Origin of the sequence: Agrococcus phoenicis (genome assembly GCF_047302415.1) — a bacterium.
Taxonomy (GTDB): Bacteria; Actinomycetota; Actinomycetes; order Actinomycetales; family Microbacteriaceae; genus Agrococcus.
Window position 1 is genome coordinate 1522465 of the sequence record NZ_CP154854.1, and the last position, 20840, is coordinate 1543304.

At 71.7% G+C, this 20840-nt stretch carries 20 protein-coding genes; 3 read left to right on the plus strand and 17 right to left on the minus strand.

Annotation, left to right across the window (positions count from 1 at the left end):
- Positions 1-43: 43 nt before the first annotated feature.
- The 5 genes from AA0Z99_RS07350 to nusA all read right to left on the minus strand — a co-directional run bounded on the left by AA0Z99_RS07350 (position 44) and on the right by nusA (position 4835).
- On the minus strand, positions 44-190 hold the full coding sequence (locus AA0Z99_RS07350) for a hypothetical protein (RefSeq protein WP_413316396.1): 147 nt from the start codon (positions 188-190) through the stop codon (positions 44-46).
- On the minus strand, positions 190-633 hold the full coding sequence (gene rbfA / locus AA0Z99_RS07355) for a 30S ribosome-binding factor RbfA (protein ID WP_413316398.1): 444 nt from the start codon (positions 631-633) through the stop codon (positions 190-192). Before rbfA ends, AA0Z99_RS07350 begins: the two co-directional genes overlap by 1 nt.
- Before the next feature lie 65 nt (positions 634-698).
- Complete coding sequence (infB, locus tag AA0Z99_RS07360; RefSeq protein WP_413316400.1) at positions 699-3464, minus strand: translation initiation factor IF-2; 2766 nt, start codon at positions 3462-3464, stop codon at positions 699-701.
- 70 nt (positions 3465-3534) lie between these two features.
- Complete coding sequence (locus AA0Z99_RS07365; protein WP_413316402.1) at positions 3535-3819, minus strand: YlxR family protein; 285 nt, start codon at positions 3817-3819, stop codon at positions 3535-3537.
- 26 nt (positions 3820-3845) lie between these two features.
- Entirely contained in the window at positions 3846-4835 is a 990-nt protein-coding gene (gene nusA / locus AA0Z99_RS07370) for a transcription termination factor NusA (protein WP_413316404.1), read from the minus strand.
- Positions 4836-4988: 153 nt separating this feature from the next.
- Between nusA and AA0Z99_RS07375 the strand changes: the two genes are divergently transcribed.
- A complete protein-coding gene (locus tag AA0Z99_RS07375; protein ID WP_413316406.1) occupies positions 4989-6464 on the plus strand; it encodes an alanine/glycine:cation symporter family protein in 1476 nt (491 codons plus the stop codon).
- Positions 6465-6515: 51 nt separating this feature from the next.
- On the opposite strand, the gene AA0Z99_RS07380 is transcribed toward AA0Z99_RS07375, so the two are convergent.
- The 9 genes from AA0Z99_RS07380 to ispG all read right to left on the minus strand — a co-directional run bounded on the left by AA0Z99_RS07380 (position 6516) and on the right by ispG (position 15977).
- Complete coding sequence (locus AA0Z99_RS07380) at positions 6516-8279, minus strand: proline--tRNA ligase (protein ID WP_413316408.1); 1764 nt, start codon at positions 8277-8279, stop codon at positions 6516-6518.
- Between the two features lie 60 nt (positions 8280-8339).
- Positions 8340-9125, minus strand: a complete 786-nt coding sequence (locus AA0Z99_RS07385) for a hypothetical protein (protein WP_413316410.1) — start codon at positions 9123-9125, stop codon at positions 8340-8342.
- Positions 9122-10114, minus strand: a complete 993-nt coding sequence (locus tag AA0Z99_RS07390) for a VWA domain-containing protein (protein WP_413320807.1) — start codon at positions 10112-10114, stop codon at positions 9122-9124. The genes AA0Z99_RS07385 and AA0Z99_RS07390 overlap by 4 nt, the downstream gene beginning before the upstream one ends.
- Positions 10114-11103: a hypothetical protein gene (locus tag AA0Z99_RS07395; RefSeq protein WP_413316412.1), complete on the minus strand. Its 990-nt coding sequence runs from the start codon at positions 11101-11103 to the stop codon at positions 10114-10116. The genes AA0Z99_RS07390 and AA0Z99_RS07395 overlap by 1 nt, the downstream gene beginning before the upstream one ends.
- Positions 11094-11615 carry a hypothetical protein gene (locus AA0Z99_RS07400; protein ID WP_413316414.1) on the minus strand — a complete coding sequence of 174 codons (522 nt, stop codon included), beginning with the start codon at positions 11613-11615 and terminating at the stop codon, positions 11094-11096. The genes AA0Z99_RS07395 and AA0Z99_RS07400 overlap by 10 nt, the downstream gene beginning before the upstream one ends.
- Positions 11602-12456 (minus strand): DUF58 domain-containing protein, encoded by an 855-nt coding sequence (locus AA0Z99_RS07405; protein ID WP_413316416.1) that lies wholly within the window; start codon positions 12454-12456, stop codon positions 11602-11604. The genes AA0Z99_RS07400 and AA0Z99_RS07405 overlap by 14 nt, the downstream gene beginning before the upstream one ends.
- 41 nt (positions 12457-12497) lie before the next feature.
- Positions 12498-13505, minus strand: coding sequence for an AAA family ATPase (locus AA0Z99_RS07410; protein WP_413316418.1), 1008 nt, complete (start codon positions 13503-13505; stop codon positions 12498-12500).
- Between the two features lie 82 nt (positions 13506-13587).
- Positions 13588-14814 (minus strand): MFS transporter, encoded by a 1227-nt coding sequence (locus tag AA0Z99_RS07415; protein WP_413316420.1) that lies wholly within the window; start codon positions 14812-14814, stop codon positions 13588-13590.
- Between the two features lie 20 nt (positions 14815-14834).
- Positions 14835-15977, minus strand: a complete 1143-nt coding sequence (ispG, locus tag AA0Z99_RS07420; RefSeq protein WP_413316422.1) for a flavodoxin-dependent (E)-4-hydroxy-3-methylbut-2-enyl-diphosphate synthase — start codon at positions 15975-15977, stop codon at positions 14835-14837.
- Between the two features lie 176 nt (positions 15978-16153).
- On the opposite strand from ispG, the gene AA0Z99_RS07425 reads away from it, so the two are divergent.
- The gene (locus AA0Z99_RS07425) at positions 16154-17104 is read left to right on the plus strand and encodes an RNase H family protein (protein WP_413316424.1); all 951 of its coding nucleotides are present in this window, start codon (positions 16154-16156) and stop codon (positions 17102-17104) included.
- Positions 17105-17208: 104 nt separating this feature from the next.
- Here AA0Z99_RS07425 and AA0Z99_RS07430 read toward each other — a convergent pair whose 3' ends face one another.
- The gene (locus tag AA0Z99_RS07430; protein WP_413316426.1) at positions 17209-18537 is read right to left on the minus strand and encodes a M50 family metallopeptidase; all 1329 of its coding nucleotides are present in this window, start codon (positions 18535-18537) and stop codon (positions 17209-17211) included.
- 46 nt (positions 18538-18583) lie between these two features.
- Here AA0Z99_RS07430 and AA0Z99_RS07435 point away from each other — a divergent pair, with 46 nt between their 5' ends.
- Positions 18584-19177 carry a hypothetical protein gene (locus AA0Z99_RS07435; RefSeq protein ID WP_413316428.1) on the plus strand — a complete coding sequence of 198 codons (594 nt, stop codon included), beginning with the start codon at positions 18584-18586 and terminating at the stop codon, positions 19175-19177.
- Positions 19178-19216: 39 nt separating this feature from the next.
- Here the strand turns inward: AA0Z99_RS07435 and dxr are convergent, their stop codons facing one another.
- The gene (dxr, locus tag AA0Z99_RS07440; protein WP_413316430.1) at positions 19217-20311 is read right to left on the minus strand and encodes a 1-deoxy-D-xylulose-5-phosphate reductoisomerase; all 1095 of its coding nucleotides are present in this window, start codon (positions 20309-20311) and stop codon (positions 19217-19219) included.
- On the minus strand, positions 20308-20808 hold the full coding sequence (locus tag AA0Z99_RS07445) for an OsmC family protein (protein WP_413316432.1): 501 nt from the start codon (positions 20806-20808) through the stop codon (positions 20308-20310). Before AA0Z99_RS07445 ends, dxr begins: the two co-directional genes overlap by 4 nt.
- Positions 20809-20840: the final 32 nt, after the last annotated feature.

Here is a 20840-nt window from a genome sequence, read left to right on the forward strand (position 1 = left end):
CGTGAGCGCATGCACGAGCGCATCGTCGACTCGCCAGAGCGGCTCAGGCCAGGCGTGCGCCTCTGAGATCAGGAGATCCCGGCCGGAGCGGAGCGTCGTCCTGCGACAGCTGGATCGTGCCGTCGTCGTGCGCGGCGCAGCCGCCGAGCGCCATCGAGAGCACGATGACGCCGGCGGCCGCCGCGCGCATCAGTCCTGCTGGTCCTCGTCGAGGTCGCGCGGCTTGCGGTACGGATCGGCGTCACCGGCGTACTGCGCGCGCTCGTGCGCACGCTGCGTCTCGAGGTCACGCACGCGCGCCTCGTCGAGCAGGTGCTCGATCGTCGACGCGTTCTCCGGCAGCGCGTCCAGGATGAACTCGATCGACGGCGTCAGCCGCAGCGACAGGCCCTTGCCGATCTCGCGGCGCACGACGCCCGTGGCGCTGGTGAGCGCCTTCGCCGTGTCCTCGCGCTCCTCGTCGGAGCCGTAGACCGTGTAGAACACCGACGCGTGCTGCAGGTCGCCCGTCACCCGCACATCCGTGATCGTCACGAAGCCGAGTCGCGGATCCTTGACCTCGCGCTCGAGCGCGTTGACCGTGATCTCGCGGATGCGGTCGGCGATCTTCCTCGCCCTGGGGTTCTCGCCCATGCGTTCCTCCTTCGTCTCAAGACGGGCATGGGGCGACCGCAGCCGCCCCATGCCCGTGTGCGCGATCAGACGCGCGGCTTCTCCACCATCTCGATGGTCTCGATCTCGTCACCGATCTGCAGATCGTTGAACTTGCCGAGCCCGATGCCGCACTCGTAGTCGGTGCGGACCTCGGTCACGTCGTCCTTGAAGCGTCGCAGCGACTCGATGGCGAGGCCATCGGCCAGCACGATGCCGTCGCGGATGATGCGCGCCTTGGCATTGCGGGTGATCGTGCCGGAGCGCACGATCGAGCCGGCGATGTTGCCGAACTTCGAGGAGCGGAACACCTCGCGGATCTCGGCGACGCCCGACTGGACCTCTTCGTACTCCGGCTTGAGCATGCCCTTCAGCGAGTTCTCGATGTCGTCGATCGCACCGTAGATCACGTTGTAGAACCGCACGTCGACGCCCTCGCGCGCAGCGCGCTCGCGGGCCTTCGGGTCGGGCCGCACGTTGAAGCCGATGATCACGGCGTCGTCGACCGTCGCGAGGTTCACGTCGGACTCGGTGACCGCGCCGACACCGCGGTGGATGATCCGCAGGTCCACGCTGTCGTCGATCTCGATCTTCAGCAGCGACTCCTCGAGCGCCTCGACGGCACCCGAGACGTCACCCTTGATGATGAGGTTGAGCGTCTCGACCTTGCCCTGCTCGAGCGCGGTCTTCCAGTCCTCCAGCGAGAGGCGCTTGCGAGCCTTCGCCAGCTGCGCGTTGCGCTCCACGGCCTCGCGCTTCTCAGCGATCTGGCGAGCGGTGCGATCCTCATCGGTCGAGATGAAGGTGTCACCGGCGCGCGGGACGCTCGAGAGGCCCTGCACCTGGACGGGCATCGACGGGCCGGCCTCCTCGACCAGCTCGCCGCGGTCGTCGACCATCGCACGCACGCGGCCGTAGGCCGTGCCCGCGACGATCGCGTCGCCGACGCGCAGCGTCCCCGACTGGATGAGCACGGTCGCCACCGAGCCGCGGCCCTTGTCGAGCTTCGCCTCGATCGCGACGCCGCGCGCCTCCTTGTTGGGGTTGGCGCGCAGGTCGAGACCCGCGTCAGCCGTGAGGAGCACGGCCTCCAGCAGGTCCTCGATACCGGTGCGAGCCAGCGCCGAGACGTCGACGAACATCGTGTCGCCGCCGTACTCCTCGGTGACGAGGCCGTACTCGGTCAGCTGCTGACGCACCTTCGCCGGGTTGGCGTCGGCCTTGTCGACCTTGTTCACCGCGACCACGATCGGCACGCCTGCGGCCTGCGCGTGGTTCAGCGCCTCCACCGTCTGCGGCATGATGCCGTCGTCGGCGGCGACCACCAGGATCGCGATGTCGGTCACCTGCGCACCACGTGCACGCATGGCGGTGAACGCCTCGTGACCCGGGGTGTCGATGAAGGTGATCGCGCGGTCGTAGCCCTCGTGCTCCTGCCACACCTGGTAGGCGCCGATGTGCTGCGTGATGCCGCCGGCCTCGCCGTCGATGACGTTGGCGCCGCGGATCGCGTCGAGCAGTCGCGTCTTTCCGTGGTCGACGTGACCCATGACCGTGACGACCGGCGAGCGGAACTCGAGGTCCTCGTCGGTCTCGTCCTCGAGCTCCTGCGCGAGGTCGAGCCCGAAGCCCTCGAGGAGCTCCTTGTCCTCGTCCTCCGGGCTGACGATCTGGATGCGGTAGCCGAGCTCTGCACCCAGCAGCTCGAAGGTCGCCTCGTCGAGCGACTCCGTCGCCGTCGCCATCTCACCGAGGTGGAACAGCACGGTCACGAGATCGCCCGGGCTCGCGTCGATCTTCTCCGCGAAGTCGGCGATGGATGCGCCGCGGCGCATGCGCACGACGGTCGTGCCGTCGCCGCGACGGACCTTGACGCCGCCGATCGACGGCGCCTCGCGCATCTCGAACTCGAGCCGCTTCGTGCGCTTCGACTTGCGGGACTTGCCCTTGGCGCCGCCCTTGCCGAACGCTCCGGCAGTGCCGCCGCGACCGCGACCGCCGCCGCGACCCGCGAAGGCGGGACCGCCGCGACCGGGAGCGCCACGGCTGGGCGCGCCCTGACCGGGACGCTGGAAGCCACCGGCACCGCCGGCGCCGGGACGACCTGCGCCGCCGCCGCGGGGAGCACCCGGGCGGGGCGCGCCGGGGCGCGGAGCACCCGGACGCGGTGCGCCGGGGCGAGGAGCAGCCGGACGCGGAGCGCCGCCCTGCTTGCTGGTGAACGGGTTGTTGCCGCCGCGCGGCCGGCCCATCCCCTGGCTGGAGGCGAAGGGGTTGTTGCCTGGCCGGGGCGCGCCGGGGCGCGCCATCGGGCGCGGGATGGCGTTGCCGGGCGTCGCGGATGCGTCGCCGGGCTTCGAGCCCTCGGCATGCGCGGGCGCAGCCGGGGCGTCCGCGGCCGGAGCCTGCTCCGCCGCGGGTGCGGCGTCAGCCAGCGACCGCTCGGCTGCGGGTGCGGCCGGGGCCTGCGATGCGGGTGCGGCTGCGGGTGCTGCCGGCGTGGCCGGAGCCGCTGCCGCCGGAGCCTGGTCGCCGGGGGTCGGCGCCGCTGCGGCGTCGGCCTTCGGTGCGGCCGCGGGCTTGCGCGGCGCGGCGGTCTTGCCTGCGGGCTTCGCGGGGGCCGCTGCGGCCTCCTGCGTGCCGGCGGCGCCGCCCTCTGCCGCGAGGGCAGCCTTGAGCTTGCGAGCGACCGGGGGCGCGACCGCCGAGGCCGGTCCCTTGACGAACTCGCCCATCTCCTTGAGCTTGGCCAGAGCGACCTTGCTCTCGACGCCGACTTCGGCGGCGATCTCGTGAACGCGTGGGTTTGCCACTTCTCTCCTGTCCTGGTCCGCCCAGGACAGGGCGGACTAATTGCTGACGGGTCTCATTTCGAGCTGCTCATCAGTTGTCCATGTGCCGTTCATTCCTTCGGTCGGGGCTCGGGTCGAGCCCGTCCTGTGCCCATCGTGCGATGGGCGTCGTATCCAGGCGGTGCTGGCGCAGCGCTCGCGGAATGGCGCGGAGCGCACGTTCCGCGCACTGCTGCGTCGGATGCACCCACGCGCCTCGGCCCGGAAGTCGTCGATCGAGATCGACCACCGCCTCGCCGTCGCGGGCCACGATCCGCACGAGATGTGCGGGTTCGGTGCGCGCGCGGCAGCCAAGACACGTTCGGATGGTCTCCACGATACCAGGCGACACGCCCGGGATGCTCAGTCCTCCATGACCGAGTCGGGCTGGATGTCGATCTTGGCCCCGGTGAGCTTCGCCGCCAGCCGCGCGTTCTGACCCTCGCGGCCGATCGCGAGCGACAGCTGGAAGTCGGGGACGAGCGCCCTGACCGCCTTCGTCTTCTCGTCGAGCATGAAGGCGTCCGACACCCGCGCCGGGCTCAGGGCGCTCGAGACGAAGGCCGGCAGGTCCTCCGAGAAGTCGACGATGTCGATCTTCTCCTCCCCCAGCTCTGCCTGGACCGCGCGCACGCGCGCACCCAGCTCGCCGATGCACGCGCCTTTCGCGTTGATGCCCGGCTGCGTCGCGCGCACGGCGATCTTCGAGCGGTGACCCGCCTCGCGGGCGATGGCGACGATCTCGACGGCACCGGAGGCGATCTCCGGCACCTCGAGCGCGAACAGGCGGCGCACGAGCGACGGGTGGGTGCGGCTGACGGTCACCTGCGGTCCGCGCTGGCCTCGCTCGACCTTCGTGATGTACACGCGGAGGCGCTTGCCGTGCGTGTAGGCCTCGCCCGGCACTTGCTCCTCCGGCGGCATCATCGCCTCCATGTCGTCGCCGAGCTTGACCTGCACCATGCGCGGGTTCGTCCCCTGCTGCACGACGCCGGCGATGATGTCGCCCTCGCGATCCTTGTAGGCGCCGAGGACCGTCTCGTCGCTCTTCTCGCGCAGCGCCTGGAAGATGACCTGCTTCGCGGCGGAGGCGGCGATGCGGCCGAAGTCGTCGGTCGTCGCGACCGATTCGCCGATGCGGTTGCCGTCCTCGTCGAGCTCGGGCTCGTAGAGCGTGACCTCGCCGGTGCGGCGGTCGACCTCCACCCGCGGCTGCGGCGCGGCGGCATCGGCCTTCTCCCCGGAGCGCAGGTGCGCCTGCAGGATCGCCTGCTCGATGATGCGGATGAGGTCGTCCTGGGAGATCTCCCGCTCGCGCTCGACGGTCTTCAGCACGCTCAGCTCGATCTTCACCTGTGGGCTCCTCTTGTTCCTGCGTTCCGTGCGGCGACGAATGCCGACCGATCAGTCTACCGCGTCTCGCACGCAGCCGGCGAGGCCGCCCCTCTCCCCACCACGACCGCACAGGTCACGCTGAGCACGTCCATAGGCCTAGTGTGTACGTCCATGGACGCTCTCAACGATCTGATCCTCGCCGCCGGTGACTTCTGGTGGACCTGGGTCGTGCTGCCGGTGCTCGCTCTCCTCGGCCTCTACTTCACGATCCGCTCCGGCGTCGTGCAGCTGCGGCTGCTGCCGGCGATGTTCCGCGTGCTGGGCGACAAGACGCCCAAGGCTCGCGACGGCAGCGCGCAGTCGGTCTCCTCCTTCCAGGCCTTCACCATCTCGGCCGCGAGCCGCGTGGGCGTCGGCAACATCGCCGGCGTCGCGACGGCGATCGCGGTCGGCGGCCCCGGTGCCATCTTCTGGATGTGGACCATGGCCTTCGTCGGCGGCGCCTCCGCGTTCATCGAGTCCACGCTCGCCCAGGTCTACAAGCACCGCTACGCGGACGGGTTCCGCGGCGGCCCGGCGTACTACATCCAGCGTGGCCTCGGGCAGCGCTGGATGGGCATCCTCTTCGCCGTCCTGCTGATCGTGTGCTTCCCCTTCGCCTTCTCGTCGCTGCAGGCGAACACGATCGTCGACAGCATCACCTCGACCGTCGGCTCCGACTCCCCGCTGCTGCCGTGGGGCATCGGCATCGGCATCGCGATCCTCACCGCGCTCGTGGTCTTCGGCGGCGTGCGGCGCATCGCGAAGGTCACGCAGGCGCTGGTGCCGGCCATGGCGCTGCTCTACCTGCTGCTCGGGCTGCTCGTCGTCGGGATGAACATCACCGAGGTCCCGCGGGTGTTCGGCGAGATCTTCGCCGGCGCGTTCGGCTTCCAGCAGGTGGCGGGCGGCGCGATCGGCATCATCATCATGCAGGGCGTCAAGCGCGGCATGTTCTCGAACGAGGCCGGCCTCGGCTCGGCGCCGAACGCGAGCGCCTCCGCCGCCGTCACCCACCCCGCCAAGCAGGGGCTCGTGCAGACGCTGGGCGTCTACTTCGACACCTTCCTGGTCTGCTCGATCACCGCGTTCATCATCCTGTCGACAACCCCCGACCTCAGCGACGCCCCCCGCGGCATCGCGCTGACGCTCGAGGCGCTCACGGGTCAGCTCGGAGCCTGGGCGGGCATCGCGCTCGCGGTGATCGTCTTCCTGCTCGCGTTCTCGTCGATCATCGGCAACTACTACTACGGGGAGTCGAACATCGAGTTCATCACCGAGCACCCGATCGCGCTGACGATCTACCGCGTGCTCGCGGTCGCAGCGGTGCTCGGCGGTGCCGTGGTCGCCACCGCGACCATCTGGAACACGGCCGACCTGCTCATGGGCCTGATGGCGATCGTCAACCTCGTCGCCATCGGCCTGCTCTCGAAGGTCGCCTTCAAGGTGCTGAAGAACTACGACGAGCAGCGGCGCGCGGGCAAGGATCCGGTCTTCACCCGCGACATGCTGCCCGAGGTCCGCGGCATCGAGGTGTGGGAGGACGCCGAGTCGGTGACGGGCCAGTGGGAGGTCGTCGACCCCGCGCAGGACACGCGCGCGCGCTGACCGCGCACGACGAATGGCGCCGCTCAGCAGGAGCGGCGCCATTCGTCGTGCTCAGCGGCCGAGCGCCGCCTCGAGCTGCGCGATCTCGACCTTGGCGCGCTCGCCGGTCGCGCGATCCCACACCTCCACCGAGCCCTCGACGGCGTCGCGGCCGACGACCACGATCTGCGGCACGCCGATCAGCTCCGCATCGCCGAACTTGACGCCGGGCGAGACCTTGGGGCGGTCGTCGAAGACCACGTCGAGCCCTCGTGCCTCGAGCTCGGCGACCACGCGCTCCGCCACGGCGAAGATCGCCTCGTCGCGGCCCGTGGCGACGACGTGCACGTCGAACGGCGCCACCTCGCGCGGCCAGACGAGGCCCTTGTCGTCGTGCGCGATCTCGGCGATCGCCGCCAGGTTGCGGGTGACGCCGATGCCGTACGAGCCCATGGTGACGGTGACGAGCTTGCCGTGCTCGTCGAGCACCTTGAGCCCGAGCGCCTCGGCGTACTTGCGGCCCAGCTGGAAGACGTGACCGACCTCCATGCCGCGCTCGAGCACGACGGGGCCGGAGCCGTCGGGCGCGAGGTCGCCGGGGCGCACATCGGCCGCCTCGACCCATCCGTCACCGACGAAGTCGCGGCCCGCGACCAGGCCGAAGACGTGCTTGCCGGCCTCGTTCGCGCCGGTGATCCACGCGGTGCCGTCGGCGACGCGCTTGTCGAGCAGGTAGCGGATGCCGGTGCTCGACTCCTCGCCGAGCACGGGCCCGGCGGCCGACCAGGGGCCGATGTAGCCCTTGACGAGCCCGGGGTTCGCCGCGAAGTCCTCCTCGTCGGCGGCGGTGACCTCCGCCGGCTGGAAGGCGACCTCGACGCGCTTCTCGTCGACCTCGCGGTCGCCCGGGATGCCGACGACGACGAGCTCGCGGCTGCCGTCGAGGTGCGTCAGCCGCAGGACCACGTTCTTCAGGGTGTCGGCGGCCGTCCACTCGACGCCGTCCTCGCGCGGGAAGCGCACGTTGGCGTCGGCCACGAGGGTCTCGATCGTGGGGGTGCGCGGGGTCTCCCGCACCACCGCATCCGCCTGACCCTCGATCGGCAGCGGGTCGGGCGCGACCGTCTCGAAGGCCTCGACGTTGGCCGCGTAACCGCCGGCGGAGCGCACGATGGTGTCCTCGCCGACGGGTGTCGGGTGCAGGAACTCCTCCGACTTCGAGCCGCCCATCGCGCCGGCGTCGGCCGCGACGATCACGTACTCGAGGCCCAGCCGCTGGAAGATCCGCTCGTAGGCGTCGCGCTGGCGCTGGTAGGAGGCGGCGAGGCCCTCGTCGGAGACGTCGAAGGAGTAGGCGTCCTTCATCGTGAACTCGCGGGCGCGCAGCAGGCCGGCGCGCGGCCGTGCCTCGTCCCGGTACTTGTCCTGGATCTGGAAGATCGTGAGCGGCAGCGACTTGTAGCTCGAGACGAGATCCTGCACGAGGAGCGTGAAGACCTCCTCGTGCGTGGGCGCGAGCAGGTGGTCGGCGCCCTTGCGATCCTGCAGGCGGAAGATGCCGTCGCCGTACTCCGTCCAGCGGCCCGAGCGCTCGTACGGCTCGCGCGGCAGCAGTCCGGGGAAGAGCACCTCCTGCGCGCCGGCCGCCTCCATCTCCTCTCGCACGATGCGCTCGATGTTGCGGCGCACCCGCAGGCCCAGCGGCAGCCACGAGTACAGACCGGCCCCGGCGCGGCGGATGTAGCCGGCGCGCAGCAGCAGGCGGTGGCTCGCGACCTCGGCCTCGGCCGGGTCCTCGCGGAGCGTGGTGAAGAAGAGCTGGGAGAGGCGGATCACGCTTGCGAGTCTAGGCGCAGGCGTCAGCGCGGCAGGCCGCTCGGCGCCGGCCGCCGTCGGTCACCACGGCTGGTCGACGCTCGGCCCGCCGCTGCCGCCCTGGTCGCCGTCCTCGTCGTACTGATCCTGCTGCTGCTGCTGCTCCTGGGCTTCCTGGTTCTGCTCCTCGAGCTGCTCCTCGGGCGTCTGGGGCTCGCCCTCGCCGTCGCCCTCGCCCTCGCCCTCGCCGTCGCCCTCGCCCTCGCCGGACTCGTCCTCGATCTTCTCCTCGATCCGAGGCACCGCCGCGTCGAGCTGCTCGGCGGTATCCGCCTCCCCCGCCAGCGGCTCGTCGAAGCAGCCCTCCGGCTGCGCCTCGATGAGGGCGAGCGCCTCGGAGTAGAAGGCGTTGGCGTCGCTCGTGCTCTCCGCCTCTCGCGCGGCGTCGCCCTGCTTCTCGATCGCGGTGACGAGCGAGGCGACGATCACGCAGTGCTCGTGCAGCTGCGGAGCGGTCTCGGGCTCCCCGTGCAGCTCGAGCGCCTCCTCGAGCTTCGCGCGACCCTCCTCGAGGGTGCCGGCCATCGTCAGGTGCACGCCGACGGCGAAGGGCGCCTTCCAGGTCTCGACCCAGTTCCAGCCCTCGAGCCCTCGTGCCGCATCCGCGCCCTGCGCGTAGGCGCGAGCCTCGAAGCGATCGATGGCGGTCTGCGAGAGCACGCTGATGCTGATGAGCTTCCCGCCCACCACGAGCGCCGCGATCGCGACCGGGATGAGGCCGAGCATCAACCACCACCGCAGCGTCCGACGCCGGTCGTCGGTGAGGGGGCGGCGCTGGCGGCGCGCTCGTGCTGCCGTGCGACTCATCGCTCGCCTTGCTTCGGCAGGATCCCGCGCGTCGTGCGCAGCGATCGGGCGAGGCTGAAGGCCTCCCAGGCGATCAGCAGCGCGACCGGGATGCCGAGGATCCACGCGACCTCCAGCCGCGCCTCCTCCGTCCGGTCGAGATCGGCGGCGCTGTCGAGCGCCGCCATCGGTCCGAGGGCGTCGGCGATCGGCAGCCCGGGCGCCCGCTGCAGGTACGTGATGCCCAGCTCGTCGGCGATGCCGCGGAGGCGGTCCTCGTCGATGCGGCTGACCGCGTCTCCGCCGGCGGGATCCTGCACGTACTGCTCCTGCTGCGCGGGATCGAAGCTCGAGACGCGCATGCGACCGCCCTGCTCGGTGCCGTAGCCGAGCACGAGGCCGCGGTCGATGAGCGCGCCGGCGTCGGCGAACGACGCCGGCGCCTCCTCGGCGGTGTGCTCGCCGTCGCCGAGGTAGAAGACGATCGCGGGCGATGCGGCATCCTCGGCCTCGCTGCGCTCGAGCTCCGTGCGCAGCAGCTCGTGCGCCACCGCGACCGAGGTGCCGCGCGACTGCTGGGCGATCTCCGGCTTCAGCGCGCGCACCATCTCGATGACCGCCGAGCCGTCGTCGGTGAGCGGCACCCGCAGGCTCGCCTGCGAGTCGAAGGAGATCACCGAGATGTCGGCGCCCGCGAAGGAGCGCGCGATCTCGACCACGTCCTCCTGCATGCCGCTCAGGCGAGGCTCGCCACCCCAATCCTCCGCGGCGACCGACTGCGAGGTGTCGACCATCACGAACACGCGAGCCTGGACGGATGCGGTCGGCACCTCGCCCCCGGGGAGCGCCGGGCGGAAGGCCATCGCCACCGCGAGCAGCACCAGCAGCGTGCGCCTCGACCACGCCAGCCTGCGCCCGCGCACCGTCGCGAGCTGCCAGGCGCAGAGCGCGAGCGCCAGCGCGCCGACGACGATCACCAGGATCGGCAGCGTGGGGTGGAACGTGAGCATCACAGGCGGACCCTCCACGCGACGCCGCACAGCGCCGCCACGACGACGAGCACGACGAGCGGCAGGGCACCGGGCCGATCGACCAGCTGGATCTGCGGCGGCGTCTCGATGTAGCCGGCCTCGATCGCGTTCACTCGCTCGACGATCTGCGGCACCGTCTGCGCGAAGTCGAGCGGGAAGTAGGCGCCGCCCGTGCCCTCGGAGACCTCGCGCAGCTCCTGCGACTCCATGTCGCCGCCCCAGTCGAAGGGGTTGATGGCGTAGACGCGCACCTCGTTGTCGACGGCGAGCTGCCCGGCCTGCGGCAGGGAGAAGATCTGCTGCCCGTTCACGACGTTGTCGGTCGCCAGGATGATGGAGCGCGGGCGCTCGCTCGCCTCCAGGTCGGCGAAGTCGAGCACGCAGGAGGCGAGGCCGTCGCCCACCAGGGAGGCGCCGAGGCCGCTCGCGGTGCCCGCCAGGTAGTTGAACTGCTCGTCGGGGCCGAGGGTGCCCTCGAGCGCCCGCTGGTAGCGCCCGAGCTGCGCGGCGATGTAGTCGTAGTCGCTCGTGAGGGGGAACGACATGACGCTCGACGCGTCGAAGATGCGCATGCCGATGCGCTCGCCGTCGAGCTCGGCGGCGATCTGCTGGTAGACGCCGAGGATCTCGGCATCGACGTCCACCATCGAGCCGGAGACGTCGAGGCACAGCACGATGTCGCGCTTGTAGTCGTCCTCCTGGTTCGCGTGCACGCCGGAGGGCCGAGACGCCACGGTGCCCGCGACGCCCGCGCCGACCAGGGAGAGCAGCAGCGCTCCGCCGATCCAGAGCCGGTAGCGCAGCAGCGCCCCGCGGAACGCCGCGAGCCCCGTCATCCGGTCGACGTGCGCGACGGGGAGGCCCCGATCGCGCCGTCGGCGAGGGAGCCACAGGCCGAGCGCGGCGAGCACGAGGGCGACCACGATGACCGCGCCGAGCAGCCACGGCCACAGGAGCGTCACATCCACGTCGACACCACCTGACGGGCTGCGGCGATCGCGGCGTCGGGATCGTGCTTCGCGGCGCGGCGGAAGGACGAGGGGTAGTACTGCGAGACCGCGCCCTCGACCGCGGGCAGGTCGGCGGCGCCGAGGTCGCGCAGCGTCATGACCTCGGCGACCACGCCGGTCGACTCGTGCGCGAAGAACCGCAACACGAGGCTCAGCCGCTGCGAGAGCCGGCGCGGGTCGAGCTCCCCCGCCCGGTGCTCCGCCGCGACCTCGTCGATCATCGCCAGGTACTTCTCCTTGACGCTGCGCACGTCGATCGGCACCGGCGGCGGCGGTGGCGGGGTGAGGACCCCGCGCGGGCGCGTCCACGCCCACGCGACGGCGTAGGCGGCGGCCACGAGCGCGATCGCGGATGCCCCGAGGACCCACCACGGCCAGTAGCCGAAGGGGCCGTAGGTGTCGGGAGCGGGCAGCATCGCGAGCGCGGCGACGAGCGCCGGCCGCGCACCCGCGAGCTCAGCGCCGAGCACGGCGATGCCTCTGCAGCAGCGAGAAGATCGAGCTGATCGCGGTCTCCGAGGAGGAGATGCGGGCGGATGCGATGCCGAGCGATCGCAGGCCCGTCTCCAGGCGCTCGCGGCGCTCGGCGATCGCGCCGTCGAAGGCGCGCTGCAGCCCGCGGTCGCGACGCAGGAAGGCGGGCAGCCCGACACCGGTGTCGACGCCCACGAGCTCGTCGAGCGCGCGCCCCCTGTCCATCAGGTCGGCGTCGCCGATGGAGAGCCACAGCACCTCGTGCCGGGTGTGCAAGCGGCCGAGGTGCACGTCGAGGTCGTGGGTGTAGGCGACGTCGTCGGCGACGACGACGATCAGCGACCGCCGACGCATCCGCCGCACCGCGTGCTCGAGCACGGCCTCGAGGTCGGAGCGCGGGCCGTCGACCCTGATGGCCTCGTCGATGCGCCGCAGCATCAGCTCCAGGTGCGACTCGGAGCCGCCCTCCGGCATGTCCTGCCGGCGATCGGCGTCGCCCATCAGCAGCGCCACGCGGTCGCCGTGCCGCGTCGCGAGGTAGCCGATGATGCCGCTCACGAGGATCGCCAGATCGCGCTTCGGCTCCCCCGACTCCGCCGTCGCCGCCATGTTGCGCCCGGAGTCGACGACGATCAGCACGTTGTGCTGGCGAGCGGCGATGTAGCGCTTGATGAGCGGCACGTGGCTGCGGGCCGTTGCCTTCCAGTCGATGTCCTTGACCTCGTCGCCCGGCTGGTACTCGCGCAGGTCGTCGAAGTCGTGGCTCCGCCCGTGGTGGATGGAGGCGTACTCGCCGTCGAGCAGCTCGAGGGTGCGACGGTGCGCGTGGATCGACATCGTCGTCCTCACCTTCCGCAGCCGTCGCTCCATCGTGCGACCTACGGGGTCCTGACGGCGCCGAAGATGGCGTCGATGATCTGCTCGCTCTGCACCCCGTCGGCCTCGGCCTCGTAGCCGAGGATGATGCGGTGGCGCAGGATCGCGTGCCGCAGATCCTTGACGTCCTCCGGGATCACCCAGTCGCGCCCCTGCACGAGCGCGAGGGCCCGCGATGCCTGCGAGAACGACAGCGAGCCGCGCGGGCTCGCACCGTACTCGATGTATCCGGCGAGCTGCGCACCGATGTAGTCCTCGGCGTGCCTCGTGACGTACATGAGCTGCACGACGTAGTTGGTGATCGCCTGGTCGACGTAGACGCGCTTCACGAGACCCTGCAGGAACCGCACGTCGTCGAGCGAGGCGACCGGCTCGCTGTGGCCGGCCTCGAAGACGCCCGCCTCGGCGCGCCGCACGATCTCGGCCTCCTCGGTCGGCGAGGGGTAGGTGAGGATCTCCTTCAGCAGGAAGCGGTCCAGCTGCGCCTCGGGCAGCGTGTACGTGCCCTCCTGCTCGATCGGGTTCTGCGTCGCGAGCACCAGGAACGGCGAGGGCAGCGGGTGGGTCTCGCCGCCGATGGACGTCTGGCGCTCCTGCATCGCCTCGAGCATCGCCGACTGCGTCTTGGCGCTGGATCGGTTGATCTCGTCCAGCAGCACGAAGTTGGCGTGCACCGGCCCCAGCTGGGTGCGGAACTCCGCCGTGTGCTGGTCGTAGATCTGCGTGCCGACGATGTCGCTCGGCAGCAGGTCGGGGGTGCACTGGATGCGGTGGAACGACGCGGTGACGGCGCGCGCCAGCGTCGCGGCCGCGGTGGTCTTCGCGAGCCCCGGCACCGATTCCATCAGCACGTGCCCGCCCGTGAGCAGCGCGACGAGCAGTGACCGCAGCAGCTGGTGCTGGCCGACGACGGTCGACTGGAAGGCCTGCTCGATCGAGCGGATGATCGCCTTCGCGCGCTCCAGCTCCTCGGGAGTGATGGGATCCCGTCCGGGGACTGCAGTGGTCACGCGTGGCTCCTTGCGCTCGGTCGCCGCAGTCGCGGTCGCTGGTCTCTCTGGCGGGGCTCGGTCAGGTGGGATCTCGCCCCGGTCACGGTATCTGCTCCCGCGAGGCGCTCGCTGGAGGAGCACTGAGCGAGACGGGCGCGCGGGTCGCGAGCACGGCGGCGACGACCAGCACCGCGATCACCGGCAGCATCGCCGCGTTCAGCCCCGCGTAGCCGACCAGCCCCAGCACGGGTCCCGCGACCGCGCCGGCTCCGGCTCCGGCGAGCCCCATCGCGAGGTCGCTGCGCCCCTGGAGGGCCGGCCGGAGGTCGGCGGCGACCGCGCCGGCGACGAGCGTCGAGCCTGCCACCGTGGCGGCGCTCCAGCCCAGGCCCAGCAGCGCGAGCGGGATGGGAGCCAGGTGCGAGTCGAGCGAGAGCCCCGTCAGCACCGCGGCCGTGAGCATCGCGGCACCGCCGATCGCGACCGTGCGCGCGCCGACGCGATCCGTGAGCCAGCCGAAGACCGGCGAGAGCGCGTACATGCCCGCGGTGTGCGCGCTCATCGTCAGCCCGATCATCGTGAGGCCGTGCCCGTGGTGGCCCAGGTGCACCGGCGTCAGCGCCATCACGCCGACCATCACCGCCTGGCCGCAGGCGATGGTGACCACTGCTGCGAGCGCCCTCGGGTGCCGCAGCAGTCGCAGGCGAGGGACCGCGCGATCGGTGGGCTCGACGAGCCCGCGAGCGGTGAGCAGCGGATCGGGCCGCAGCCCGAGCCACAGCAGCAGCGCCGCGAGCGCGAGCGCGACGGCGGAGATCAGGTAGGCGCCGACGAGGTGCGGGAGCCCGAGCGCCGTGCCGAGCGCGTCGCCCGCCGGGATCAGGTTGGGGCCGACGATGACGCCGATCGTCGTCATCCACACCACGAGCGAGAGGTCGCGGCCACGGCGCTCCGGCGCGGAGAGATCGGTGGCGGCGAAGCGCGACTGCAGGTTGATCGCCGTGGAGGCGCCGAGCATCAGGAAGCCCGGCAGCACGATCCACGCGCTGCCGATCGAGCCGCCGAGCGCGAGGGTGAGCGCGCCGACGAGCGCGATGAGGGCACCGGAGGTGAGCGAGATCCGACGACCGCGCCGAGCGGCAAGCCGCGCGAGCGGCACCGCGAGCAGCGCACCGCCGAGGGTGAGCATCGTGGCGGCGAGGCCGGCGAGCGCGGGATCCCCCGTGACCTGCTCGACCAGCAGGGAGCCGACGCCCAGCGCCACGCCGTTCGAGAGGCCGCCGAGCGCCTGCCCGGCCGAGAGGACGGTGAGGGTGCGGCGCTGCACCGCCCGCACATCCACGTGCGTCAGGCCGTCACGACCTCCGCCTCACCGGCGGGGAGGCCCTCCTCGTCGGCGATGCGGCGGGCCTCTTCGATGAGCGTCGCGACGATCTCGGCCTCCGGCACGGTCTTGACGACCTCGCCCTTGATGAAGATCTGCCCCTTGCCGTTGCCGGAGGCGACCCCCAGGTCGGCTTCGCGCGCCTCGCCCGGACCGTTGACGACGCATCCCATGACGGCGACCCGCAACGGCACCTGCACGTCCTTCAAGCCCTCGGTGACCGCGTCCGCCAGCGTGTAGACGTCGACCTGCGCGCGCCCGCAGGACGGGCAGGAGACGATCTCGAGCTTGCGCTCGCGCAGGTTGAGCGACTGCAGGATCTGCATGCCGACCTTGACCTCCTCGGCGGGCGGCGCCGAGAGGGAGACGCGGATCGTGTCGCCGATGCCCTCGGCGAGCAGGATGCCGAAGGCTGTCGTCGACTTGATGGTGCCCTGGAAGGCCGGGCCCGCCTCGGTGACGCCGAGGTGCAGCGGCCAGTCGCCGCGCTCGGCGAGCATGCGGTAGGTCTTGACCATCACGACCGGGTCGTTGTGCTTGACCGAGATCTTGAAGTCGTGGAAGTCGTGCTCCTCGAACAGGCTCGCCTCCCACACCGCGGACTCGACGAGCGCCTCGGGCGTCGCCTTGCCGTGCTTCTGCAGCAGGCGCGGGTCGAGGCTGCCGGCGTTGACGCCGATGCGCAGGCTCACCCCTGCCGCCTGCGCGGCCTTGGCGATCGCGCCGACCTGGTCGTCGAACTTGCGGATGTTGCCGGGGTTGACGCGCACTGCGGCGCATCCCGCGTCGATCGCCTGGAAGACGTACTTCGGCTGGAAGTGGATGTCGGCGATCACCGGGATCTGGCTCTTCTTCGCGATGATGTGCAGCACATCCGCGTCGTCCTGGCTCGGCACCGCGACGCGCACGATGTCGCAACCCGTGGCGGTGAGCTCGGCGATCTGCTGCAGGGTCGCGTTGATGTCGGTGGTCTTCGTCGTGGTCATCGACTGCACCGAGACGGGTGCGTCGCCGCCGACGAGCACCTTGCCGACCTTGATCTGCCGGCTCTTGCGACGGGGCGCGAGCGTGAGCGGCTCGGGCTTGCCGAGGTTGATGGCTGCCATGCCAGCAAGCCTACGCGGCGCTGCTATGGACTGCCGCCGGATCGCCGACCGCGAACCGGTCGCGCGCACGTGCGACCGGATGATCCGGTCGGATGGCGCTCTGACCGGTTGGCGGACCGCGGCGCGCGTGCCACGAGGGGCGCCGCGGCGACGCGCCGGGCTGGCAGGATCGACGGGTGATCACCGCAGCGGCAGACGGCTCCTCCCTCGGCAACCCCGGACCGACGGGCTGGGGCTGGTACATCGACGACGAGCGCTGGGCGGCCGGCGGGCAGCGGCAGGGCACGAACAACATCGGCGAGCTGCAGGCCGTCGTCGACCTGCTGCAGCAGACGGAGGGCGTCGACGAGCTGCTGATCCTGTGCGACAGCCAGTACGTCATCAAGGCCATCACGCAGTGGATGCCCGGATGGAAGCGCAAGGGCTGGAAGAAGGCCGACGGCAAGCCGGTGATGAACCGCGAGCTGATGCAGCAGCTCGACGAGCTCATGAGCGCCCGCACGGCCTCCGGCCGCGTCGTGCGCTTCGAGTGGGTGAAGGGCCACGCCGGCCATCCGCTGAACGAGGCCGCCGACCGGCTGGCGAACGGCGCCGCGGCCGCGTACCAGCAGGGCAAGATCCCGGATGCGGGACCGGGGTTCGGCGGGGCGACGCGCGCGAGTGGATCGGCAACCGAGGCGGCCGCTGCCTCGCCTGTCCATCCGCCGGAGGAGGAGCGTTCGGCCGCAGTCCGAACGCGTCACGAGACCCCTGCCCCCGACCTCTTCGACGGGTTCGACTTCCTCGACGACGCGCCGGTCGAGGCCGAGGTCGTCCGCCTCGAGCGATCGCTGCTCACCGACGCGGTGCGGGCAGACCCCGCCTCGGTCGCCGCGCTGCTGCACCCCGAGTGGGAGGAGATCGGCGCCTCCGGCCGCCGCTGGTCTCGTGACGAGCTGCTCGCCGAGGTCGCGCCGCTGCCGCAGCCGGTCGAGCTCGAGGTGCTCTCGACGCGCGAGCTCTCCCCCGACGCGCTGCTGCTCGTCTGGCGCTCGGTCGGCGCGGAGCCGGCGCTGCGCTCCTCGCTGTGGGTGCGGGTCGGCGGTCACTGGCGCCAGCGCTTCCACCAGGGCACGCGCGAGCGGTAGCGCGAGCGCGCACGGAGGGAGGCGCCACTCAGGTGCGGGAGGCGCCACTCACGTGCGGGAGGCGCCACTCACGTGCGGGGGGCGCCGGTCAGGACGGGGGCGGGTCAGCCGCCGAAGACGCTGATGGGCTTGACGATGTCGGCGTAGATCAGCAGGGCGCTCATGACGCCGAGTACGGCGGTGACGGCCAGCGTGACCGGCACCCACTTCGCGGTGTCGAGCGGCTTCGCCGCCCGGCCGCGCAGGCGGGCCCAGCCGCGCCGCACCGCGTCGACCAGCGCCCCGAGGATGTGGCCGCCGTCGAGCGGCATCAGCGGGATCAGGTTGAAGACGAACAGCGCCACGTTGAGGCTCGCCAGCAGCTGCACCATGGCGCTGATGCGCTCGAGGATCGGGATCTGGTCGAGCGACGCGATCTCGCCCGCCATGCGACCGACGCCGACGACCGACATCGGGCCGTTCGGGTCGCGCTCCTCCGTGCCGAAGGCGGCCTGCGCGACGTCGACGAGCCGCTGCGGCAGGCTGAGGATCATCTGGCCGACCCGCACGACGTTGTCGCCGACGGTGGGCAGCACCGCGGTGGCAGGCTGCTGCTCGACGACGTACTGCGGGCCGACGCCCACGAACCCGATCGTCTCGGTGACGCGCTCACCGCCGGACTCGACGATGCGGCCCAGGTCGTCGACGACGTAGCGCTCGCTGGCGAGGGGCGTGATCTGCAGCTCCAGCTGCGCACCGCCGCGCTCCACGACGACCGGCACCCGCTCCCCCGCGAGGTCGCGCACCGCGGCCTGGATGTCGGCCCATCGCTCGGTGGGCTGGCCCGCGATCGAGACGATCGCGTCGCCCGGCTCGATGCCCGCCTCTGCCGCGGGCGCCAGCGGGTCGCCGCTCTCGCAGTCCGTGCGGTCGGCGGATGCCGCGATCACGCACTCCGACACGCTCGCGATCGTCGTCGAGGGCACCGCGATGCCGAAGCCGCACAGCACGACGGCGTACAGCGCGACGGCGATCACGAGGTTCATGAACGGCCCGCCGGCCATGATGATCACGCGCTTCCACGTGGCGAGCCGCCAGAACGCGCGATGCTCCTCGCCCTCGTGGATGGTGTCGGCGCTCGAGTCGCGGGCGTCCTGCACGAGCGTGTCCAGGAAGCCGGTGGACGCGTCCCGCGACTCGCCGCCTGGCTTCAGCGGCGGGAACATGCCCGACATCGAGATGTAGCCGCCGAGCGGGATCCACTTGACGCCGTACTCGGTCTCGCCGCGGCGGAACGAGAAGATCGTCGGCCCGAAGCCGATCATCCACTGCCCGACGCGCACGCCGAAGAGCTTCGCGGGCCACAGGTGCCCGAGCTCGTGCAGGCCGATCGAGACGGCGAGGCCGATGACGACGACGAGCACGCCCGCGGTGAAGAGGAGGACGGCATCCATCAGCGGCAACAGTAGTGCCATAGGCGATGTGCCTACGCTGGCCGACATGTCGACCACCCGTGAGCGCGTGCCGCGCACCGACTCGAACGGTCGCGCCATCGTGCTCGCCGCGCTCGGCGTGCTGCTGGTCGTCGTGCTCGCGTGGGTGGTCACGCGGCCGGCGGCCGACCCGGTCGCGCAGACGGCGCACGTCGAGGGCGAGCTGCCCCGCGAGGCGGCCGGCTGGGATCGCGGGCAGCTCGCGAACGCGGCGATCGTCATGCAGGCGGGGCGCGACCTGGGGCTCGACGAGCGCGACGTGCGCATCGGCGTGATGACCGCGATGGGCGAGTCGAGCCTGCGCGTCATCGATCACGGCGACGACGCAGGGCCAGACTCGCGTGGCCTGTTCCAGCAGCGCACGGGGTGGGGCGCCTATGAGGTCCGCATGGATGCGTACGGCTCGGCCGTGCTCTTCTTCCGGGCGCTCGAGCGGCTCGAGGGCCGCGAGGCGCTCACCCCGACGCGCGTCGCGCACGGGGTGCAGATCAACCGCGATCCGGAGCACTACGCGCGCTGGTGGGAGGACGCCGGGGCCGTGGTCGCCGCGATCGATGCGGCCGACGTCGTGGTCGTGGTAGAGCCGCGCGCCGGGGCGTGACGCGGCAGCACCGCGCGGTCAGGGCCGTGCGGCCCTGCGTCAGCGGTCGACGCCCGCGACCTCGTCGGCGATGCGACGCGCCCAGCGCTCGGCGTCGAGCACGCGCTCGAGCGTCAGCCGGCCCGGCTCGTGCTGCTCGAGCACCCGCTCGATCGTGGGGATGATGTCGAGGTAGCCGATGTCGCCCCGGTGGAAGGCGTGCACGGCCTGCTCGTTCGCCGCGTTGAAGACCGCCGGGTACGTGGATCCCAGCTGCCCGACGCGCTTCGCGAGCGCCACCGCGGGGAACGCGCGGTCGTCGAGCGGTTCGAAGGTCCAGGACGACGCCGTGCTCCAGTCGAGCGGCGCGCCGACGCCCGCAACGCGGTGCGGCCAGTCGAGCCCGAGGGACAGCGGCAGGCGCATGTCGGGCGGTGATGCCTGCACGATCGTCGAGCCGTCGACGAACTCGACCATCGAGTGCACGATGGACTGCGGATGCACCGTCACCTCGATGCGATCGAGCGGCACGTCGAACAGCAGGTGCGCCTCGATCACCTCGAGGCCCTTGTTGACCATCGTCGACGAGTTCGTCGTCACCATCAGGCCCATGTCCCACGTGGGGTGCGCGAGCGCATCCGCCGGTGCCACGTCGGCCATCCGCTCGCGGCTCCAGCCTCGGAAGGGCCCGCCGGATGCGGTGAGCACGAGCCGCCGCACCTCGCCGTGGTCGCCCGAGCGCAGGCACTGGGCGATGGCCGAGTGCTCCGAGTCGACCGGCACGATCTGGCCGGGTGCCGCGCGGCGCATCACGAGGTCGCCGCCGGCGATCAGCGACTCCTTGTTGGCCAGCGCGAGCGTGCGGCCCGCGTCGAGGGCGGCGAGCGTCGGAGCGAGCCCGACGGAGCCGGTGATGCCGTTGACGACGACGTCCGCGTCCACCGACTCGATCATCGTGACCGCCGCGGCGGCGCCGAGCGCGACCTCGCCGCCGAACTCGGCCTGCTGGGCCTCGATCCCGGCGCGATCGCTGCCGGCGATGAGGCCGACGACCTCGAAGCGGTCGCGGTTGTCGCGGATCACGTCGAGCGTCTGCACCCCCACGGAGCCCGTCGAGCCGAGCACGATGACGCGCCGGCGATCGCCCCCGCTCATGCGTGCGCCCCGCCGGAGGCGACGACCTGGCCGTCGACGACGACGGTCGGCTCGTGCAGCACCGGGAACGCGACGCTCGCGGCGATGAAGCAGTCTCGGCTGGCCTGCGCGTGCGCGTCCATCGCGTCCGCCGCCTGCGACGCATCCGTGATCGTGACCACCGGCTGCAGCACCGCGCGCGTGAACCGCCCGCCGGTGCCGGCGGTCTCCATCGTCGCGGTCGCCGCGTCGCGGTAGGCGGTGACGACGATGCCGCGGCTGGCCGCCTGGTGCAGGTAGCTGAGCATGTGGCACTGCGCGAGCGCGGTGAGCAGCAGCTGCTCGGGGTTGTGGCGGGCCCGATCGCCCCGGAACGTCTTGTCGGCGGAGCCGAGGATGTCGGGCAGGCCGTCGATGCGCACGACGTGATCGCGCGTGTAGGAGCGGTAGGTGGCGGTGCCCTGATCGCCCGCCCCGGTCCACTCGACCTCGACGGCGTAGGAGTGCTGCATCGGCATGCCACCACCGTATGCGCTGCGCATCGCCTCCG